The 18,138-nt window shown below is 69.7% G+C and carries 13 protein-coding genes; 10 read left to right on the top strand and 3 right to left on the bottom strand.

Features of this window, described 5'->3' with window-relative positions:
- Window positions 1-105 precede the first annotated feature (105 nt).
- Entirely contained in the window at window positions 106-1,191 is a 1,086-nt protein-coding gene (aroG, locus tag CGK74_RS10365; protein ID WP_094268458.1) for a 3-deoxy-7-phosphoheptulonate synthase AroG, read from the top strand.
- Window positions 1,192-1,198: 7 nt separating this feature from the next.
- On the opposite strand, the gene CGK74_RS10360 is transcribed toward aroG, so the two are convergent.
- Window positions 1,199-2,122, bottom strand: coding sequence for a LysR family transcriptional regulator (locus CGK74_RS10360; RefSeq protein WP_094268409.1), 924 nt, complete (start codon window positions 2,120-2,122; stop codon window positions 1,199-1,201).
- A 128-nt stretch (window positions 2,123-2,250) separates the two neighbouring features.
- On the opposite strand from CGK74_RS10360, the gene CGK74_RS10355 reads away from it, so the two are divergent.
- Genes CGK74_RS10355 through gabD form a run of 3 tightly spaced genes read left to right on the top strand, consistent with a single transcriptional unit; the run spans window position 2,251 to window position 6,156 of the window.
- Window positions 2,251-3,438, top strand: a complete 1,188-nt coding sequence (locus tag CGK74_RS10355) for an acyl-CoA dehydrogenase (protein ID WP_094268408.1) — start codon at window positions 2,251-2,253, stop codon at window positions 3,436-3,438.
- 16 nt (window positions 3,439-3,454) lie between these two features.
- Window positions 3,455-4,678, top strand: coding sequence for a CaiB/BaiF CoA transferase family protein (locus tag CGK74_RS10350; protein WP_094268407.1), 1,224 nt, complete (start codon window positions 3,455-3,457; stop codon window positions 4,676-4,678).
- 20 nt (window positions 4,679-4,698) lie between these two features.
- Window positions 4,699-6,156 (top strand): NADP-dependent succinate-semialdehyde dehydrogenase, encoded by a 1,458-nt coding sequence (gabD, locus tag CGK74_RS10345; protein WP_094268406.1) that lies wholly within the window; start codon window positions 4,699-4,701, stop codon window positions 6,154-6,156.
- Between the two features lie 4 nt (window positions 6,157-6,160).
- Here gabD and CGK74_RS10340 read toward each other — a convergent pair whose 3' ends face one another.
- Complete coding sequence (locus CGK74_RS10340; protein ID WP_094268405.1) at window positions 6,161-7,264, bottom strand: NAD(P)/FAD-dependent oxidoreductase; 1,104 nt, start codon at window positions 7,262-7,264, stop codon at window positions 6,161-6,163.
- Window positions 7,265-7,635: 371 nt separating this feature from the next.
- On the opposite strand from CGK74_RS10340, the gene CGK74_RS10335 reads away from it, so the two are divergent.
- The 6 genes from CGK74_RS10335 (at window position 7,636) to CGK74_RS10310 (ending at window position 15,112) form a co-directional block, all read left to right on the top strand.
- The gene (locus CGK74_RS10335; RefSeq protein ID WP_094268404.1) at window positions 7,636-8,586 is read left to right on the top strand and encodes a TAXI family TRAP transporter solute-binding subunit; all 951 of its coding nucleotides are present in this window, start codon (window positions 7,636-7,638) and stop codon (window positions 8,584-8,586) included.
- A 91-nt stretch (window positions 8,587-8,677) separates the two neighbouring features.
- On the top strand, window positions 8,678-10,711 hold the full coding sequence (locus CGK74_RS10330) for a TRAP transporter permease (RefSeq protein ID WP_094268403.1): 2,034 nt from the start codon (window positions 8,678-8,680) through the stop codon (window positions 10,709-10,711).
- Between the two features lie 13 nt (window positions 10,712-10,724).
- On the top strand, window positions 10,725-11,123 hold the full coding sequence (locus tag CGK74_RS10325; RefSeq protein ID WP_094268402.1) for a DUF1850 domain-containing protein: 399 nt from the start codon (window positions 10,725-10,727) through the stop codon (window positions 11,121-11,123).
- A gap of 16 nt (window positions 11,124-11,139) precedes the next feature.
- A complete protein-coding gene (locus tag CGK74_RS10320) occupies window positions 11,140-12,948 on the top strand; it encodes a sensor histidine kinase (protein ID WP_165770069.1) in 1,809 nt (602 codons plus the stop codon).
- A complete protein-coding gene (locus CGK74_RS10315) occupies window positions 12,945-14,297 on the top strand; it encodes a sigma-54-dependent transcriptional regulator (RefSeq protein ID WP_094268400.1) in 1,353 nt (450 codons plus the stop codon). Before CGK74_RS10320 ends, CGK74_RS10315 begins: the two co-directional genes overlap by 4 nt.
- A 68-nt stretch (window positions 14,298-14,365) precedes the next feature.
- Entirely contained in the window at window positions 14,366-15,112 is a 747-nt protein-coding gene (locus CGK74_RS10310; RefSeq protein ID WP_094268399.1) for a response regulator, read from the top strand.
- 5 nt (window positions 15,113-15,117) lie between these two features.
- Here the strand turns inward: CGK74_RS10310 and CGK74_RS10305 are convergent, their stop codons facing one another.
- Complete coding sequence (locus tag CGK74_RS10305) at window positions 15,118-18,075, bottom strand: ATP-binding protein (RefSeq protein ID WP_094268398.1); 2,958 nt, start codon at window positions 18,073-18,075, stop codon at window positions 15,118-15,120.
- Between the last annotated feature and the right edge of the window lie 63 nt (window positions 18,076-18,138).

The raw sequence follows: 18,138 nt of genomic DNA, 5'->3' as shown, positions 1-18,138 counted from the left end.
CCGATCGGTTCAGCGTATCGACACGATTGCGACGCCGCGGGGCGGAAAAGCACTGATTTCGGCTAGAATCGGGCGCTAATCCCAGTCATGACGCAGAGTTTCGACATGCCCGCTTCGAACAAGATCCACATCGACGACGTCCGCATCCAGGAGATCAAGGAACTCGTGCCGCCGTCCCACGTGCTGCGCGAGTTCCCGGCCACGCCGAAATCGGCCGAAGTCGCGTACGAGGCGCGCCAGTCGATCCACCGCATCCTGTACGGCGCGGACGATCGCCTGCTGGTGGTGATCGGCCCCTGTTCGATCCACGATCCCGAAGCGGCGATCGAGTACGCCAACAAGCTCAAGGCCGAGGCCGAACGCCTGAAGGAAGACCTGCTCATCGTGATGCGCGTCTACTTCGAGAAGCCGCGCACCACCGTGGGCTGGAAGGGCCTTATCAACGACCCCGGCCTCGACAACAGCTACCGCATCAACGACGGCGTGCGTCTGGCGCGCAAGCTGCTCTGGGAAATCAACGAGCTCGGCCTGCCGGCCGGCACCGAATTCCTCGACATGATCACGCCGCAGTACATCGGCGACCTGATCTCCTGGGGCGCGATAGGCGCCCGTACCACCGAAAGCCAGGTGCACCGCGAGCTCGCCTCCGGCCTGTCCTGCCCGGTCGGATTCAAGAACGGCACCGACGGCAATGTGCGCATCGCGGTCGATGCGATCAAGGCCGCGCAGTCGCCGCACCATTTCCTGTCGGTCACCAAGGCCGGCCACTCGGCCATCGTGTCGACCCGCGGCAACGAGGACTGCCACGTCATCCTGCGCGGCGGCAAGGCGCCCAACTACGATGCCGCCAGTGTCGACGCCGCGTGCAAGGAACTGGCCGCCAGCGGCGTGCAGGGAAAGGTCATGATCGACTTCTCGCACGCCAACAGCCGCAAGCAGCACCGCCTGCAGATCGAGGTGGCGAACGACGTCGCCGCGCAGATGGCAGCGGGCGAGGACCGCATCATCGGCGTGATGGTCGAGTCCCATCTCAAGGAAGGACGCCAGGATCTGGTGCCGGGCAAGGCGCTCGAGTACGGCAAGAGCATCACCGACGCCTGCATCGGCTGGGAAGACAGCCTCCAGGTGCTCGACACGCTGGCCGAAGGCGTGCGCCAGCGCCGCGTGAAGCGCGCCGCGCAGTTCGAGTAAGCGCGCCTCAATCGACGGTCGCTGACGGCGCAGCCGCGCCGGCGGCGACATGCGCCGTTGCCACCAGCCATTCGCGAAAGCGGGTCAGCGCAGGACGCTCGGCCTTGCGCTCGGGCACGATGAGGTAATACGCGCGCGTGCTCGGAAAGCTGCGTCGGCACGGCGTCATCAGCAGCCCGGCGGCGAGCTCCTGCTGGATCAGAAAGGGCGGGATCAGCGCCACGCCCATGCGCTCTATCGCGGCCTGCGCCAGCATCGAGAACAGTTCCAGCCGCATCCCCGCCATGTCGCGCGCGGCTTCCACCCCCGCGGCCTCGAACCACTGCCGCCATGCGTAGGGGCGGGTGGACTGCTGCAGCAGCGGCAGCAGGGCGATCTCGGCCGGCGCCATCCCCTCGCGCGCACCGGGCAGCGTCGGGCTGCACACCGGCACCGCGAATTCGTGCATCAGGAAGTGCGCCTCCGTGCCGGGCCAGCCGGCGTCACCGAAGTAGATCGCGGCGTCGAACTCCGTCTGGTCGAACAGGAAGGGCCGCGTCTGCGTGCTCATGTTGACCACGATCTCCGGGTTCTGTGCCTGGAATCCGCCCAGCCGCGGCAGCAGCCAGCGCGTGGCGAAGGTCGGTACCACCGCCAGTTCCAGCGCACCGCCCGCACCATGGTGGGCCATCATCGACAGCGTGTCGCGCTCGAGCGCATCGAGCCGCGGTGCGATCTGCCGCCCGTAGCTCTCGCCGGCCTCGGTCAATTGCACGCCGCGCCGCGTGCGGCGGAACAGCGCTACGCCCAGGAAGTCCTCCAGCCCCGCGATCTGGCGGCAGATCGCGCTCTGCGTCAGCGCGAGCTCGTCCGCCGCGCGGGTGAAGCTCTGGTGCCGCGCCGCGGCCTCGAAGGCGAGCAGCGCGGCCGTGCTGGGGATCTTCTTGCGCATGATCTCGGAGTGAGAAAAGCGCACAGGTTACTTCAAAAATAGCGTTTGAAATGCCTTGGGTGCGTTCATAACATGCGCTTCATGCACAGGCGGTCGCCTGTCGAACTAACACGAAGAGGAGAACGGGCATGGCATCGAACAAGGCGAGCTTCAACTGGGACGATCCGCTGCTGCTGGACCAGCAGCTGACCGAGACCGAGCGCATGGTGCGCGACACCGCGCGCGCGTACTGCCAGGACAAGCTGTTGCCGCGCGTGCAGCAGGCCTTCCGCCATGAACGGACCGACCGCGAGATCCTCAACGAGATGGGCGCACTCGGCCTGCTCGGCGCCACCATTCCCGAGGAGTACGGCGGCGCGGGCCTGAACTACGTGTGCTACGGCCTCATTGCGCGCGAGGTCGAGCGCGTCGACTCCGGCTACCGCTCGATGATGAGCGTGCAGAGCTCGCTGGTGATGGTGCCGATCAACGAATTCGGCACCGAGGCGCAGAAGAGGAAGTACCTGCCCCGGCTCGCGACCGGCGAATGGGTGGGCTGCTTCGGCCTCACCGAGCCCAACCACGGTTCCGACCCCGGCAGCATGGTGACCCGCGCGCGCAAGGTCGATGGCGGCTATAGCCTGTCGGGCAGCAAGATGTGGATCACCAACAGCCCGATCGCCGACGTGTTCGTGGTGTGGGCCAAGGACGATGAAGGCCAGATCCGCGGCTTCATCCTCGAGAAGGGCTGGAAGGGCCTTTCCGCGCCGGCGATCCACGGCAAGGTCGGCCTCCGTGCGTCGATCACCGGCGAGATCGTGATGGATGAGGTGTTCTGCCCGGAAGAGAACGCCTTCCCGACCGTGCGCGGCCTCAAGGGACCCTTCACCTGCCTCAACTCGGCGCGTTACGGCATCGCCTGGGGTGCGCTCGGCGCGGCCGAGGCCTGCTACGAGACCGCGCGCCAGTACACGCTGGACCGCCAGCAGTTCGGCCGCCCGCTCGCCGCCAACCAACTCGTGCAGAAGAAGCTCGCCGACATGCTCACCGAGATCACCCTCGGTCTGCAGTCGGTGCTGCGCGTGGGCCGCATGAAGGACGAGGGCAACGCGCCAGTGGAAATCACCTCGATCATCAAGCGCAACTCCTGCGGCAAGGCGCTCGACATCGCCCGCACCGCGCGCGACATGCTGGGCGGCAATGGCATCTCGGACGAATACTGCGTCGCCCGCCACCTGGTGAACCTCGAGGTGGTGAATACCTACGAGGGCACGCACGACGTGCATGCGCTGATCCTCGGCCGCGCCATCACCGGCATCGCCGCCTTCAGCAACTGAGCTCCCGGAGACCGCCATGGCCGGTGCCCTGTCGCACATCCGCGTGCTCGATCTCTCGCGCATCCTGGCCGGCCCGTGGGCCGGGCAGATGCTGGCCGATCTCGGTGCCGACGTCATCAAGGTCGAGCGCCCCAGCGCCGGCGACGACACCCGCGGCTGGGGGCCGCCCTGGCTGAAGGACGAGCAGGGCGCCGAGACCAACGTGGCCGCGTACTACCTGTGCGCCAACCGCAACAAGCGCTCGATCACGATCGACATCACGCGGCCCGAGGGCCAGCAGCTGGTGCGCGACCTTGCCGCGCAGTCCGACGTGGTGCTGGAGAACTTCAAGGTGGGCGGCCTCGCGCAGTACGGCCTCGACTACGACAGCCTGAAGGCGGTCAACCCGCGCCTGGTGTACTGCTCGATCACCGGCTTCGGCCAGGACGGGCCGTACGCACCGCGTGCCGGCTACGACTTCCTGATCCAGGGCCTGGGCGGACTGATGAGCCTGACCGGCCGCCCCGACGACGAGGACGGCGGCGGGCCGATGAAGGTCGGCGTGGCGCTCACCGACATCCTCACCGGCCTGTATGCGACCAACGCCGTGCTGGCCGCGCTGGCCTGGCGCGAGAAGAGCGGCGAAGGGCAGTACATCGACCTCGCGCTGCTCGACGTGCAGGTCGCCTGCCTCGCCAACCAGGCGATGAACTACCTCGCCACCGGCCAGAACCCCAGGCGGCTGGGCAACGCCCATCCCAACATCGTGCCCTACCAGGACTTTCCGACCGCCGACGGCTACATGATCCTCGCCATCGGCAACGACGGGCAGTTCGCGCGTTTCTGCGAGGAAGCCGGCCAGCCCGGCATCGCGGCCGACCCGCGCTTCGCCACCAACCGCGCGCGCGTGGCGAACCGCGGCGAGCTGATTCCGATGCTCAAGCGCCTCACCATCGAGCGCAGCACCGCCGACTGGGTCGCCGCGCTCGAGGCGCTGGCCGTGCCCTGTGGCCCGATCAACACGCTGGCCGACGTGTTCGCCGACCCGCAGGTGCAGGCCCGCGGGCTGAAGGTGACGATGCCGCATCCGGTGGCGGGCAGCTTGCCCCTGGTCGCCAATCCGATGAAACTCTCGGCCACGCCGGTGGACTACCGGTTGCCGCCCCCGATGCTGGGCGAGCACACCGATGGGGTGCTCGCCGCCACGCTGGGCCTGGATGCGGCGCGCATCGCCGCGCTGCGCGCGGGGGGTATCGTCTGACACTTTTTCGAGGATCGAGCATGCAACTTGGGGATTCGCGCCTGCTGCGCCAGCAGGCCTACATCGACGGCGCCTGGGCCGACGCGGCGGACGGCAGTCGCTTCGAGGTCAGGAACCCGGCCGACGGCAGTGTGCTGGCCAGCGTGCCCGACATGGGCGCGGCCGAAACCCGGCGTGCGATCGACGCCGCGGCGGCGGCGCTGCCGGCGTGGCGCGCGCGTACCGCGAAGGAGCGTGCGGCGGTCCTGCGCAAGTGGTTCGAGCTGATCATGGCCCACCAGGAGGACCTGGCGGTGCTGATGACCTCGGAGCAGGGCAAGCCGCTGGCCGAGGCGCGCGGCGAAGTCGCCTATGGCGCTTCCTTCATCGAATGGTTCGCGGAGGAGGGCAAGCGCGTCTATGGGGACGTGATCCCCGCCCACGGCGCCGACAAACGCATCCTCGTGCTGAAGGAGCCGATCGGGGTGGTCGCCGCGATCACGCCGTGGAACTTTCCGATCGCGATGATCACGCGCAAGGCAGGCCCGGCGCTGGCCGCCGGCTGCACGATGGTGATCAAGCCGGCCGAGGACACGCCCCTGTGCGCGCTGGCGCTGGCCGAACTGGCCGAACGCGCCGGCCTGCCCAAGGCCGTGCTCAACATCGTCACGACGATGAAGGCGGCCGAGGTCGGCGGCGAGCTGACCTCCAACCCGATCGTGCGCAAGGTTTCCTTCACCGGCTCGACCGAGGTCGGCAAGCTGCTGATGCGCCAGTCGGCCGACACGGTGAAGAAGGTCGCGCTCGAGCTGGGCGGCAATGCGCCCTTCATCGTCTTCGACGACGCCGACCTCGACGCCGCGGTGGCCGGGGCGATGGCCTCCAAGTACCGCAACGCGGGCCAGACCTGCGTGTGCGCCAACCGCCTGCTGGTGCAGGACGGCATCTACGACGCCTTCGCCGCCAGGCTGGCCGAGGCGGTGGCGAAGCTCAAGGTCGGTCCCGGCCTGTCGGGCGACGTGCAGCAGGGCCCGCTGATCAACGCCGAGGCCATTGCCAAGGTCGAGGAGCTGTTGGGCGACGCGGTGGAGAAGGGCGCGAAGATTGTCTGCGGCGGCAAGCGCCATGCGCTGGGCGGCACCTTCTTCGAGCCCACCATCGTCACCGGCGTGACGCCGGCGATGCGCGTGGCGCGCGAGGAAATCTTCGGCCCGGTGGCGCCGCTGTTCCGCTTCCACACCGAGGAAGAGGCGATCCGCATGGCCAACGACACCGAATTCGGGCTGGCCGCCTATTTCTACGCGCGCGACATCGCTCGCGTGTGGCGCGTGGCAGAGGGCCTGGAATACGGCATCGTCGGCATCAACGAAGGCATCATCTCGACCGAGGTCGCGCCCTTCGGCGGCGTCAAGGAGTCCGGCATCGGCCGCGAGGGCTCGAAGTACGGCATCGACGATTTCGTCGAGATCAAGTACCTGTGCATGGGCGGAATTCGCTGAACGCTCACCCCTGCGCCATCGCGGCCACATGGTCGCCGATGGCGAGCGCGGCGGTGAGTCCGGGGGATTCGATGCCGTAGAGGTGGATCAGGCCGGGCACGCCGTGCCTGTCCGGACCGTCGATGCGGAAGTCCGCATCGGCTTGCCCCGGGCCGACGATCTTGGGCCGCACGCCGGCATAGCCCGGCTGCAGGCGGCCGTTCTCCAGCGCCGGCCACCAGCGGCGGATCGCCGTGTAGAAGCGCTCCGCGCGTGCCGGATCGACGTGGTAGTCGGGCGCGTCGATCCATTCGACGTCGGGGCCGAACTTGGCCTGGCCGCCCAGGTCCAGCGTCAGGTGCACGCCCAGTCCGCCCGGCTCGGGGATTGGATAGATCAGGCGCGAGAAGGGCGCCTTGCCCGTGTAGCTGAAATACACGCCGCGGGCGAAGCGTGCCTGCGGCGCCTGCGCGGCGGCCGGCGAGCGGATGGCGCGCCCGAGCGCCGGTGCATCCAGCCCTGCGGCGTTGATGACCTGGCGCGCGTTCAACTCGGTCGGCATCTCGCCGCTGATGCGCAGCACGATGCCGTCGGCCGTGCTTTCACCGTCCACGACCGGGCTGCCGAGCGCGAGCATTGCGCCGTGGCGCTCGGCCTCGCCCAGCAGCGACAGCATCAGCGCGTGGCTGTCCACGATGCCGGTGGAGGGCGACAGCAGGGCGGCATGGGCGTCCAGTTGCGGTTCCAGCGCAGCGACTTCGTCGCGGGCGAGCTGGCGCAGGTCATCCACACCGTTGGCGCGCGCCCGGGTCGCGATCTGCGTCAGCGCCTCCATCTGCAAAGCCGTGCCCGCCACCACCAGCTTGCCGCAGCGCGCATGCGGCACGCCGCGCGCGGCGCACCAGGCGTAGAGCATCCGGCGGCCTTCGACGCACAGCCGCGCCTTCAGCGAGCCCGGCGGGTAGTAAAGCCCGGCGTGGATCACCTCGCTGTTGCGTGCGCTGATGCCGGTGCCGAACGCCGCCTCGCGCTCGAGGATCACCACTTCGCGGCCCGCGGCGGCGAGGCTGCGGGCGCAGGCGAGGCCGACGACGCCGGCGCCGATCACTGCACAGTCGATGCTTTCCATGTGTGTTCCGAATGGCCGCGGATAGCCGCATGAGTTGCGGACGTACCCGCAGGTGAGGGAGGTTCGATCGGGGGGTTGTAGCAGATCGTTGCGGCCACTGGAAAGAGGTGCAGGCCGGGTCGTGGCACCTGCCATCAAAGCGGCTGAGACCCTTGTGCACTGCAGTGTGCGGAATCGCCGACAGCCCGCCCGCGACGATTCCGGGATTTCGCGACGGGCGCACCGGCACTGCGCCATCCCGCGCGCCAAATCCCCGTGCTGGAAGGGGAAGGCGCCGACGGCCGCGTTGCCGCACTGCTGGCACAGGGGTTGCTAAAGATCTTTCGTCCATTGATGGGCGAATAATCAATACTTATAGAGGAGACTCCCAGATGAAATCCCTGGTCCGCAAATGTGTCATCGGTACCGCCTTCGTCGCGGCCACCTCGGTCGCCTCGGCGGCCACCTTCGTCAACGTCCTGACCGGTGGCACCAGCGGCGTGTATTACCCGCTGGGCGTGACTCTGTCGCAGATCTACGGCGAGGTCATCGCCGACAGCAAGGTGCAGGTGCAGGCGACCAAGGCCTCGGCCGAGAACCTCAACCTGCTGCAGGCCGGCCGCGGCGAGATCGGCTTCTCGCTCGGCGACTCGGTGTCGGACGCGTGGAAGGGCAATGCGGACGCGGGTTTCGCCAAACCGCTCGACAAGCTGCGCGCCATCGCCTCGGTGTATCCCAACTACATCCAGATCGTCGCGCTCGCCGACGCCAACGTGAAGTCGCTGGCCGACCTCAAGGGCAAGCGCATCTCGGTCGGGGCGCCGCGCTCGGGCACCGAACTCAATGCGCGCGCGATCCTGAGGGCCGCGGGCCTGAGCTACAACGACTTCGCCAAGGTGGAGTACCTGCCCTTCGGCGAGTCGGTCGAACTGATGAAGAACCGCCAGATCGATGTCACGCTGCAGTCCGCCGGCTTGGGTGTGGCCGCGCTGCGCGACCTGTCGGCGGCGGTGAAGGTGAACTTCGTGCCGATTCCGGCCGAGGTGGTGGCCAAGGTCGGCGACCCGGCCTACCAGGCGGCCAAGGTGCCGGCCAATACCTATGAAGGCCAGACCGCCGATGTGGACACCGTGGCCATCAACAACCTGCTGGTGACGCACGAGAAGGTGTCGGACGAGGTGGCCTACCAGATGACCAAGAGCATCTTCGACAACCTCGAGCGTCTGGGTACCTCGCATTCGGCCGCGCGCCAGATCAAGCTCGAGAAGGCCGCCGAAGGCCTGCCGATCCCGCTGCACCCGGGCGCCGAGAAGTTCTACCGCGAGAAGGGCCTGATCAAGTAAGCCCTCCGACCCGTCCTGCCGCAGCGCCCGGCCCTCTTCGGCCCCGCGCTGCGGCAGGCGTCCGCCCGCCGAAAGTCTTCCCGGGACCGCCATGAGTACTTCAAGCCATTCGCCCGCCGTCGAGGCGGGCAAGGGGATGCTGCGCGTCGTGTTCTACAGCGCCATCCTGTTCTCCGTATTCCAGCTCGTCATGTCGGCCTTCAGCCCGCTGTCGAGCACCGTCGTGCGTGCGCTGCACGTCGGCTTTCTGCTGCTGCTGACCTTCCTGCTCTACCCGGTCACCGGGGGGCAGGGGCGCACCAGCATCGTCACCAAGCTGGTCGGCTTTGGCGCGCTGGCGCTGGCCACCTACCACTGGATCTACGAGGCCGACCTCGTCGCCCGCGCCGGCGAGCTGACCGACGCCGACATGGCGGTGGGCATCGTCACCATCGTGCTGGTGTTCGAGGCCGCGCGTCGCATCATGGGCCCCGCGCTGCCGCTGATCTGCCTCGTCTTCATGGGCTACGCGCTGTTCGGCGAGCACCTGCCGGGCGCGCTCGCGCACCGTGGCTACGGCCTCGACCAGGTCGTCGGTCAGCTCGCCTTCGGCACCGAAGGCATCTACGGCACGCCGACCTACGTGTCGTCCAGCTACATCTTCCTGTTCATCCTGTTCGGTGCCTTCCTCGAGCAGGCGGGCATGATCACGCTGTTCACCAACTTCGCGCTCGGCACCGTCGGCCACACCAAGGGCGGGCCGGCCAAGGTGTCGGTGGTGTCGTCCGGGCTGATGGGCACGATCAACGGCTCGGGCGTGGCGAACGTGGTCACCACCGGGCAGTTCACCATCCCGCTGATGAAGAAGTTCGGCTACAAGCCGGCCTTCGCCGGCGCGGTGGAGGCGACCAGCTCGATGGGCGGCCAGATCATGCCGCCGGTGATGGGCGCGGTGGCCTTCATCATGGCCGAGACCATCAACGTGCCCTATGTCGAGATCGCCAAGGCGGCGGCGATCCCGGCCATGCTCTACTTCTTCACCGTGTTCTGGATGGTGCACCTGGAAGCGGGCCGGGCCGGGCTGAAGGGCCTGCCGAAGGAGGACTGCCCCGACCCCTGGGCGGCGGTGAAGGAACGCTGGTACTTGCTGCTGCCGCTGGCCGGACTGGTCTACCTGCTGTTCGCCGGCTTCACGCCGATGTTCGCCGGCATGTTCGGCCTGGCGCTGACCGTGGTGCTGATCTTCGGCGCCTCGTTTTCCAGGCACCTCAACGGCACCTCGCTGCGGCTGATCTTCTGGATCGCGCTCGGGCTGGCCTGCTCGGCCTTCGCCAAGGTCGGCATCATCTCGGTGGTGGCGGTGATCGCGGTGCTGGCCGTGCTGCTGGCCCTGCGCAAGGACGGCCGCGCAACGCTGCGGGTGGCGGTCACCGCGCTGGTCGAAGGCGCGCTGCATGCGCTGCCGGTAGGCGTGGCCTGCGCGCTGGTGGGCGTGATCATCGGTTCGCTGACGCTCACGGGCGGTGCCACCACCTTCGCCGGCTACATCATCCAGATCGGCCAGGACAGTCTGTTCCTGTCGCTGGTGCTGACGATGCTGACCTGCCTGGTGCTGGGCATGGGCATCCCGACGATCCCGAACTACATCATCACCAGTTCCATCGCCGCGCCGGCGCTGCTCGACCTCGGCGTGCCGCTGGTGGTGTCGCACATGTTCGTCTTCTACTTCGGCATCATGGCCGACCTGACGCCGCCGGTGGCCCTGGCCGCCTTCGCCGCGGCACCGATCGCCAAGGAGACCGGGCTGAAGATCGGCGTGCGCGCAGTGCAGATCGCCATTGCCGGCTTCGTCGTGCCCTACATGGCGGTCTACGCGCCGGAGTTGATGCTGCAGGGCGACAAGGGGCTGGACGCGACGCTTTACGTCGTGTTCAAGGCGCTGCTGGCGGTCACCTTGTGGGGCATGGCCGTCGTGGGACACTTCCGCTCGCCGATGAATGTGATCGAACGCGTGCTGTGCTTCGTCGCGGCGGCGACGCTGGTGGTGGCGCTGCCGGTTACCGACGAGATCGGCTTCGGGATGGCAGCACTGGTGCTCGGCTGGCACATCTGGCGTTCGCGCAGTGCGCAGGCGCTGACCGTGTGACGGCGGCCTGATCATGCCTGTGTGCCTCTCCACCAGCGTCGCCACCGCGGCGCTGGCGGCAAACGCCTTCACGCTGGGGTGGACGCATTCGATCGAGCGCGTGCGCTGGGAGGAGAGCTGGCGCGTCGAAGGCGAGGTGCTGGTACTCGAGGCCGTGCGCGTGCGTGGTCACGGCGCCGGCATGGAGCCGCCCCCCGGCGCCGTTCTGCAGGACGGCGTGTGGGTGTGGCATCCGCGCACGCGCCATGCGCGGCTGCGTCTCACGCGCTCCGAGCACACTGCCGACTACTACTGGTGCGACGAGACCGGCGCGTGCCGGCCGATGGCGGCCGTGCTGCCTTCCGATGGTGGCGTCACCGAGCTGCGCCCATGCACAATCGCAGACCCGGCGGCGCCTGGCCCGCCGCGTTGATCGGAGACGCATCCGCATGAGCAGCCGCTCCCACCGGCACCCCCTCGCACGCGCGCTGGCGCTGCTCGCGCTCGTGCTGCCGCTGGCGTGGGCGGCCCACGCCTACCGGCTCAAGTCCGGCATCGACGAGCTGTCGCACCATGCGGCGCAGCGCCTGGCCCTGCTGTCGGCGAGCCTCGATGCGCAGTTGCTGCGTTTCGAGAGCCTGCCCTCGGTGCTCGCGCAGCACCCCCTGCTGCCGGCGCTGCTGGCCGATCCGCAGGACCCGGTCCTGCTCGGGCGCGCCAACGCCTTGCTCGAGCAGGTTAACGACCGTGCCGGGGCCGGTATGCTGTATCTGATCGCCGCCGACGGCAACACGCTGGCCGCGAGCAACTGGCGTCGGCCGGACTCCTTCGTCGGTGAGAACTATGCCTTCCGCCCTTACTTCCGCGATGCCCTGGCCGGCCGGGCGGGGCGCTTCTTCGCTGTCGGCGCCACCACCCGGGTGCCGGGCTTCTTCTTCGCCCATCCGGTACAGGGGCCGCAGGGCGTGATCGGCGTGCTCGCGGTCAAGGTGGAGCTCACCCAGCTCGAACAGACCTGGTCGGACAGCGGCGAAGCGGTGATGGTCGTCGACCGCCACGGCGTGATCGCGCTGACCTCGAACGCCGCGTGGAAGTTCGGCACGCTCGCGCCTCTGAACGATGTGTCGCAGCGCGAGCTGCAGGCCACGCGCCAGTACTACACGGCCGGGCTGCGCCCCTTGCCGCTGGAATGGACGGACGACCAGCGCGCCCGCCTCGGCGGTCCGGAGTACGTGGTCGGCAGCCGCGCGCTCGACTGGCTGGACTGGCGCATGCTGATGTTGCAGGACACCCGACCCGTGCATGCCGCGGCATGGCAGGCGGTGGCCGGCGTGTGCCTGGTGCTGAGCGCCCTGCTGGCCGCCGGGCTCTACTGGCGCCAGCGCGTGCGCCGCCTGCGCGAGCGGCTTGCGGCGCAGGCCGAGCTCGAGCGCACCGTGGCCGAACGCACGGCCGACCTCGCCGCGAGCAACCAGCAACTGCTGCGCGAGATCTCCGAACGCACCGTGGCCGAACAGAAGCTGCGCGGCGCGCAGCGCGCGCTGATCGAGGCCAACCGCCTGGCCGCGCTCGGCCAGATGGCGGCCGGTGTCGCGCACGAGATCAACCAGCCGCTGGCGGCGATGCGCAGCTTCGCCGGCAATGCGCTGACCTTCCTCGAGCGTGGCCGGCTCGATGCGCTGCGTGACAACCTGCAGCAGATCATCGGTCTGGTCGAGCGCATGGCGCGGCTCACCTCGCAGCTCAAGGTGTTCGCCTCGCGCCAGCAGGCGAGCGGTGGCACCGCGCCGGCGGCGCAGGCGATGGAGGTGGTGGCGGGCTGGTTCCGCGAGCGTCTGGCGAAGGCCGGCGTGCGCCTCGTCGTCGACGATGCGGGCCTGCAGTTCCCGCTGCAGCCACAGGCGCTGGAGCAGGTGCTTTCGAACCTGGTCGGCAATGCGCTCGATGCGCTGGCCGGCCGCGCTGACGGGCTGATCGAGCTGCGCACGCGCGTGGCGGGCGGGCGCCTGTGTCTCGAAGTGGCGGACAATGGGCCGGGCATCGCCGCCGAAGTGCGCGACCGCATCCTGCAACCCTTCTTTTCCACCAAGCCGCTGGGCCAGGGGCTGGGCCTGGGCCTGTCCATCGTCGGCGACCTGGTCGAGGCCGCGGGGGGACGGCTCGAGGTGCTGGATCGCCCGGGCGGCGGCGCGCTGATGCGGGCGAGCTGGCCGCTTGCGCCTGAAGCCCGACAATCGACCGAGGAAACAGCAGCATGACCGAACACGCAATCCGCGTCGTCTATGTCGAGGACGACGACGCCGTGCGCGCCGCGGGGCGGCAGACCTTCGCGCTGGCCGACATGGCGGTGATCGACTTCGCGCGCGCCGAGGCGGCGCTGGCCGAACTCGGTACCGACCGTCCGGTGGTGCTCGTGACCGACGTGCGCCTGCCGGGCATGGACGGCATGAGCCTGCTGCGCCGCGTGGCCGAGATCGATCCCGACCTGCCGGTCATCCTCGTCACCGGCCATGGCGACGTCGGCATGGCGGTCGAGGCGATGCGCACCGGGGCCTATGATTTCATCGAGAAGCCGTTCGCGCCCGAGCACCTGGTCGAGGTGGTGGGCCGCGCGATGGAGAAGCGCCGCCTGGTGCTGGAGAACCGCGCGCTTAAGGCGCGGCTGGCGCAGGCCGACGGCCCCGGCGGCCTGATCGGCGACAGCCCGCAGATGCAGAACGTGCGTCGCCTGGTGATGGAGCTGGGCGACACCGACGTCGACGTGCTGATCGAGGGCGAGACCGGCACCGGCAAGGAGCGCGTGGCGCGCGGCCTGCACGATGCCGGGCGCCGCCGTGACGGCAACTTCGTCGCCATCAACTGCGCGGCGCTGCCCGAGAGCGTGTTCGAGAGCGAGATGTTCGGTGTCGAGCCGGGCGCCTACACCGGCGCCACGCGCAGCCGCGCGGGCAAGATCGAGCATGCCAGCGGCGGCACGCTGTTCCTCGACGAGATCGAGGGCATGGCGCTGCCGCTGCAGGCCAAACTGCTGCGCGTGCTGCAGGAGCGTGTGGTCGAGCGCCTCGGCGCCAACCGCCTGATCCCGGTCGACTGCCGCGTGGTGGCCGCGACCAAGCTCGACCTGAAGGCCGAGGTCGCGGCCGGGCGCTTCCGTGCCGACCTGTATTACCGGCTCAACGTCGTCACCATCGCGCTGCCGCCGCTGCGCGCGCGGCGCGAGGATATCCCGCAGCTGTTCACCGCCTTCTGCCTGCAGGCCGCCGAGCGCTACCACCGCCCCCAGCCGGCACTGTCGCCGGCGGTGTTCGACTGGCTGATGGGGCAGGACTGGCCGGGCAACGTGCGCGAACTGCAGCACGCCGCCGACCGTTTCGTGCTCGGCGTCTGGCGGCCCGGTGCCGAGGTCGCTGCGGACGAGAGCGCCGGGCTCGCGCAGCGCCTCGCCGCCTTCGAGCACCTGCTGATCGACAACGCCCTGCGCGACTGCGGCGGCGACGTTGCCGCGGCGGCCGAGCACCTGGCCGTGCCGCGCAAGACCCTGTATGACAAGATCGCCCGCTTCGGCATCGACATGGCGGCTTACCGCGGCGCAGAGGCCCGCCCCTGAGTCGCGCGGGGACGTCGGCGCGGCGCTTAATCGGTAAGATTGGGTCTTACCGTTCGAAAGGCAACACCATGCAGCCTGCCCGCGATGCCCACTCGCCCACCTTGCTGGTCGTCGATGACGATCTAGTCACCCAGGCCCGCCTGAGCGCCTATTTCAGCCAGGAGGGCTACGAGGTCCTGCTGGCGGGGGACGGCGAGGCGCTGTGGCAGACGCTGGCGCGCACGCCGGTCGACCTGGTGCTGCTCGACATCAACCTGCCCGGGCAGGATGGCCTGTCGCTGGCGCGCGACCTGCGGGCGCGCAACGGCGCGATCGGCATCATCCTCGTCACCAGCCGCAACGACGACGTGGACAAGATCGTGGGCCTCGAAGTCGGCGCCGACGACTACGTCACCAAGCCCTTCAACCCGCGCGAACTGCTGGCCCGGGTCAAGAGCCTGCTGCGCCGCTCCGGCGAGGTTCGCGCCGCTGGCCGGGCGAGCGAGCGCGAGGAGGTGTTTGGCTTTGCCGGCTGGACGCTCGATCTGCCTCGCCGCCGCCTGTTCGACCGGGCGGGGGGCGAGGTGGCCCTGACGCGCGGCGAGTTCGAGGTGCTGGCCCTGCTGGTGCGCCACCCCGGCGAGGTCATGAGCCGCGATCGCCTGTCGCGGGCTGTCAGTGGGCACGACTGGGACCCGCAGGACCGCACGATTGACGTGCTGGTGCGCCGCTTGCGCACCAAGATCGACGCCGAGGGCCAGGCCGACTCCCTGATCACCACGGTGCGCGGGGAGGGCTACCGGCTCGCGACCGAGGTCGAAACCCGCGCGTCCTGAAGCCTTCAGGATCTGCCTTCAGCCAGCCGGGCCAGCGTGGCTCGCAGCGCCTCGACGGTGTCGTGGTAGGTCTGCTGCAGCGCACGGGCGCGATCGGGCAGGCGGAGGTCGGGCGCCGCGCCTAGCAGGTCCTGTTCCAGGCCACCCGCCTGCGCCCGGAGGCCTTCCAGCCCGAGGTTTGACGCCGCGCCGCGCAGCTTGTGCGCCAGCTTGCGGCATTCCTCCGCATCGCCCGCGTGCGCGGCGGCAAGCAGCGCGTCGATCAGCGCATCGCCCTGCGATTCGAATACCGCGGCGATCTGGCCGAGCACCGCTTCGCCGAGCGCCGCCTGTTCGGCGCGCAGGAAGTCTTCGCTGACCCGGTCCGGCGGTGGCGTATCCGTTGCGTCCGATGGCACCGCGTCGCGGGTGTGCGGGACGGGCGCTGGCGCCGCGCCGTCGCCCAGCAGCCGTGCGAGCAGGGCCTGCAGTTGTGCGCGCGAGAAGGGTTTGGACAGGAAGGCGGCGAAACCGGCGTCGAGAAGGGCCTGGACTTCGCTGGCTGGCACGTGCGCGGACATCAGCACAGCGGGCAGCTGTGGCACGCCGGGCAGGGCGCGCAGGCGTGTCAGCAACTCGCGGCCGTCGCCGTCCGGCAGGTTCATGTCCACGAGGGCCAGGTCCGGCACCTGCCGACCAACGGCAGCGAGCGCGGCCTGGATGTCGCCGGCGCACAGCGGATGCTGGCCGAGCGCCTGCAGGAAGCGCTCGACCACCATGCGGTTGACGGCGTCGTCTTCCACCACCAGCACGCTGTGTCCTGGCGCCAGATGCGCCGACGATGCGCTGGCCCTTGCCTCGGCGGGCGCCGGCGCCGGCGCGAAGGTGAGCTCGAAGCTCACCGTCGTGCCTTGCCCGGGCGCGCTGTCGATGGCGATCTCGCCGCCCATGGCTTCGATCAGGCGCTTGCACACCGCCAGGCCGAGGCCGGTGCCGCCGTGGTGGCGGCCGCTGTCGCGTACCTGCACGAAGGGTTCGAGCACCTCGCGCTGGCGCGCCGGGTCGATGCCGATCCCGTGGTCCTGCACCGCGAAGCGCAGGCCATCGGGCCTGATGCCCGGTGCGATATGCACGGTGACGGCGCCTTCGTCGCTGAACTTGATCGCGTTGCCGACGAGGTTCAGCAGGATCTGGCTGAGCTTGCGCCGGTCGCCGAGCAGGGCGTCGGGCACGCCGGGGGCGATGTCGGCCACCAGCGCCAGGCCGCGCGACGCCGCCCGCGTGCCCTGCACCGCAAACACGTCGTTGACCGTGTCGCGCAGGCTGAAGGGCGTGTTCTCCACCTGCACCCCGCCGGCCTCGATGCGGGCGAAGTCCAGCATGTCCTCCAGCAGCTCGAGCAGCAGGACCGCGGCGGAGCGGATCTGCTCGAGGTACTTCTGCTGCCCGGGCGCAGGGCGGGTGTCGTCGAGCAATTCCAGCAGGCCGAGGATGCCCGCCATCGGCGTGCGCAGCTCGTGGCTCACCGTGCCGAGGAAGGCGGTCTTGGCGTGGTCGGCCTTCTCCGCGGTGAGGCGCGCCGCGGCGTGCTCGGCGGTTTCGCGCGCCAGTGCGGCATTGCTGTCGCGCAGCTCGGCGGTGCGGGCGGCGACCTCGTGCTCCAGTTGCTGTTGCTGCACGCGCAGGGCGGCAGCGAGCTGGTCGCGTTCGATGGCGTCGTCTCGGAAGCGGGCGAGTGCACGGGACAGCGAAGCCAGTTCGTCGTCGCCGTCGGTGTCGATGCGCACGTCGCGCTTGCCGCCGGCCAGCGCCAGCGTCGCCTCCTCCAGCGCCAGCAGGCGGCCGAGGGTGTGCCGGCGCAGGACCTGGACGAGGACCAGTGCCGTGACCAGCAACAGCGCGGCGCCGATCACGCCGAAGGCCAGCACGCCGGAGCTGGCGCTGCGCTCGGCGCTCAGGCCTGCTTCGGCGAGGATGCGGCCGCCACGATGGATGAGCTCGCCGGCCAGCGCGTCGAGTTCGGTGGTCAGCTTACCGACCTCGGCCTGGGAGGCGTCGCTGCGGGCGCGCAGTTCAAGTTCTGCACCGCGCATGTCGAAGGCGCCGCCAGGCCCCGTCGCGCCGGCGAGCGCGGCGTGCAGCGTCTCGCCCTGCGCGCGGGCACCCGGGTCGGCGACGTCGCGCACCCGGCGCGCCAGCAAGGCAAGCTGGGTGTCGAACGCGGTACGCGCCTCCTGCAGCCGTGCAGGGGTGTCGACTTCGTCGAGACGGTCGACGAGGCTGCCGAGGGCGTGGGCGGTGAGCACGAGTTCATGCATGCGCTCGAGGGTGTCGAGGTCGACGTCGAGCAGGCGGTCGCTTGCCGTCGCGCGATCGGTTGGGGGGGCTGGCGTCGAGGGGGCGCCCGTCCCGGCCTGCAGCAGCATGGTCAGCGTCGACACCAGCAGGGCGATGGCGTTGTCGGTCTGCGCCCGTGCGAGCGCATCGAGCTCGTCGATGCTGTCGCGCAGGGCGTGTGTGGCGGCGAGGCGTGCGTCGCGAACCTGCAGGCGGGCCGCGATGGTGTCGGCCATGATGCCGAGGCGGGCGGCCAGGGTGTCGCCGGTTGCCTGCAGGCGCGCGCGCAACTCGGGTTCGACGTGCGGCGAGTCGAGCCGCGCGAGGCGGTCGCGGATCAGTGGCAGCTCGGCGTCCAGGGTCGCGCGCAGCTGCGCGAGTTCGCCGGTCGTGTCGGCGCGCGCCAGGCGCGGGGCCAGGGCGGCCAGGCGGGCGTTGCCGCGCACCGCGTCGTGCAGGGCGTCGGCGGTGGGCAGGGTCTCGCGGACGATGATCTGCTGGCTGTCGACCACGCGCTGGAAACTGGCCCAGCCGACGACGGCGACGATGATCGTGCCCAGCGCCCCGAGCAGCAGGCCGAGCATCAGCCGTTCGCGCAGGCCGAAGCGGCGCCGTGGCGGGGCTTTCACGTAAGATGGGGCGTCCATATTGAGGTGATGTCGTCGTGGATCCGCTTCGTGCCCTTGCCAGACCGGGCTGGCCCTCATCTT

The sequence above is a fragment of the Thauera propionica genome (assembly GCF_002245655.1).
Classification (GTDB): domain Bacteria; phylum Pseudomonadota; class Gammaproteobacteria; order Burkholderiales; family Rhodocyclaceae; genus Thauera; species Thauera propionica.
Note: the sequence above shows the minus strand (reverse complement) of the source record. Positions and strands in the feature narration are given on the sequence as shown.

What these genes read in the sequence shown, in the direction of transcription:
- CGK74_RS10320 (WP_165770069.1), top strand. Translation starts at nt 11,140, where the DNA reads ATGAGCAGCCGCTCCCACCGGCACCCCCTCGCACGCGCGCTGGCGCTG.
- aroG (WP_094268458.1), top strand. Translation starts at nt 106, where the DNA reads ATGCCCGCTTCGAACAAGATCCACATCGACGACGTCCGCATCCAGGAG.
- CGK74_RS10325 (WP_094268402.1), top strand. Translation starts at nt 10,725, where the DNA reads ATGCCTGTGTGCCTCTCCACCAGCGTCGCCACCGCGGCGCTGGCGGCA.
- CGK74_RS10340 (WP_094268405.1), bottom strand. Translation starts at nt 7,264, where the DNA reads ATGGAAAGCATCGACTGTGCAGTGATCGGCGCCGGCGTCGTCGGCCTC.
- CGK74_RS10355 (WP_094268408.1), top strand. Translation starts at nt 2,251, where the DNA reads ATGGCATCGAACAAGGCGAGCTTCAACTGGGACGATCCGCTGCTGCTG.
- CGK74_RS10305 (WP_094268398.1), bottom strand. Translation starts at nt 18,075, where the DNA reads ATGGACGCCCCATCTTACGTGAAAGCCCCGCCACGGCGCCGCTTCGGC.
- CGK74_RS10335 (WP_094268404.1), top strand. Translation starts at nt 7,636, where the DNA reads ATGAAATCCCTGGTCCGCAAATGTGTCATCGGTACCGCCTTCGTCGCG.
- CGK74_RS10315 (WP_094268400.1), top strand. Translation starts at nt 12,945, where the DNA reads ATGACCGAACACGCAATCCGCGTCGTCTATGTCGAGGACGACGACGCC.
- gabD (WP_094268406.1), top strand. Translation starts at nt 4,699, where the DNA reads ATGCAACTTGGGGATTCGCGCCTGCTGCGCCAGCAGGCCTACATCGAC.
- CGK74_RS10350 (WP_094268407.1), top strand. Translation starts at nt 3,455, where the DNA reads ATGGCCGGTGCCCTGTCGCACATCCGCGTGCTCGATCTCTCGCGCATC.
- CGK74_RS10360 (WP_094268409.1), bottom strand. Translation starts at nt 2,122, where the DNA reads ATGCGCAAGAAGATCCCCAGCACGGCCGCGCTGCTCGCCTTCGAGGCC.
- CGK74_RS10330 (WP_094268403.1), top strand. Translation starts at nt 8,678, where the DNA reads ATGAGTACTTCAAGCCATTCGCCCGCCGTCGAGGCGGGCAAGGGGATG.
- CGK74_RS10310 (WP_094268399.1), top strand. Translation starts at nt 14,366, where the DNA reads ATGCAGCCTGCCCGCGATGCCCACTCGCCCACCTTGCTGGTCGTCGAT.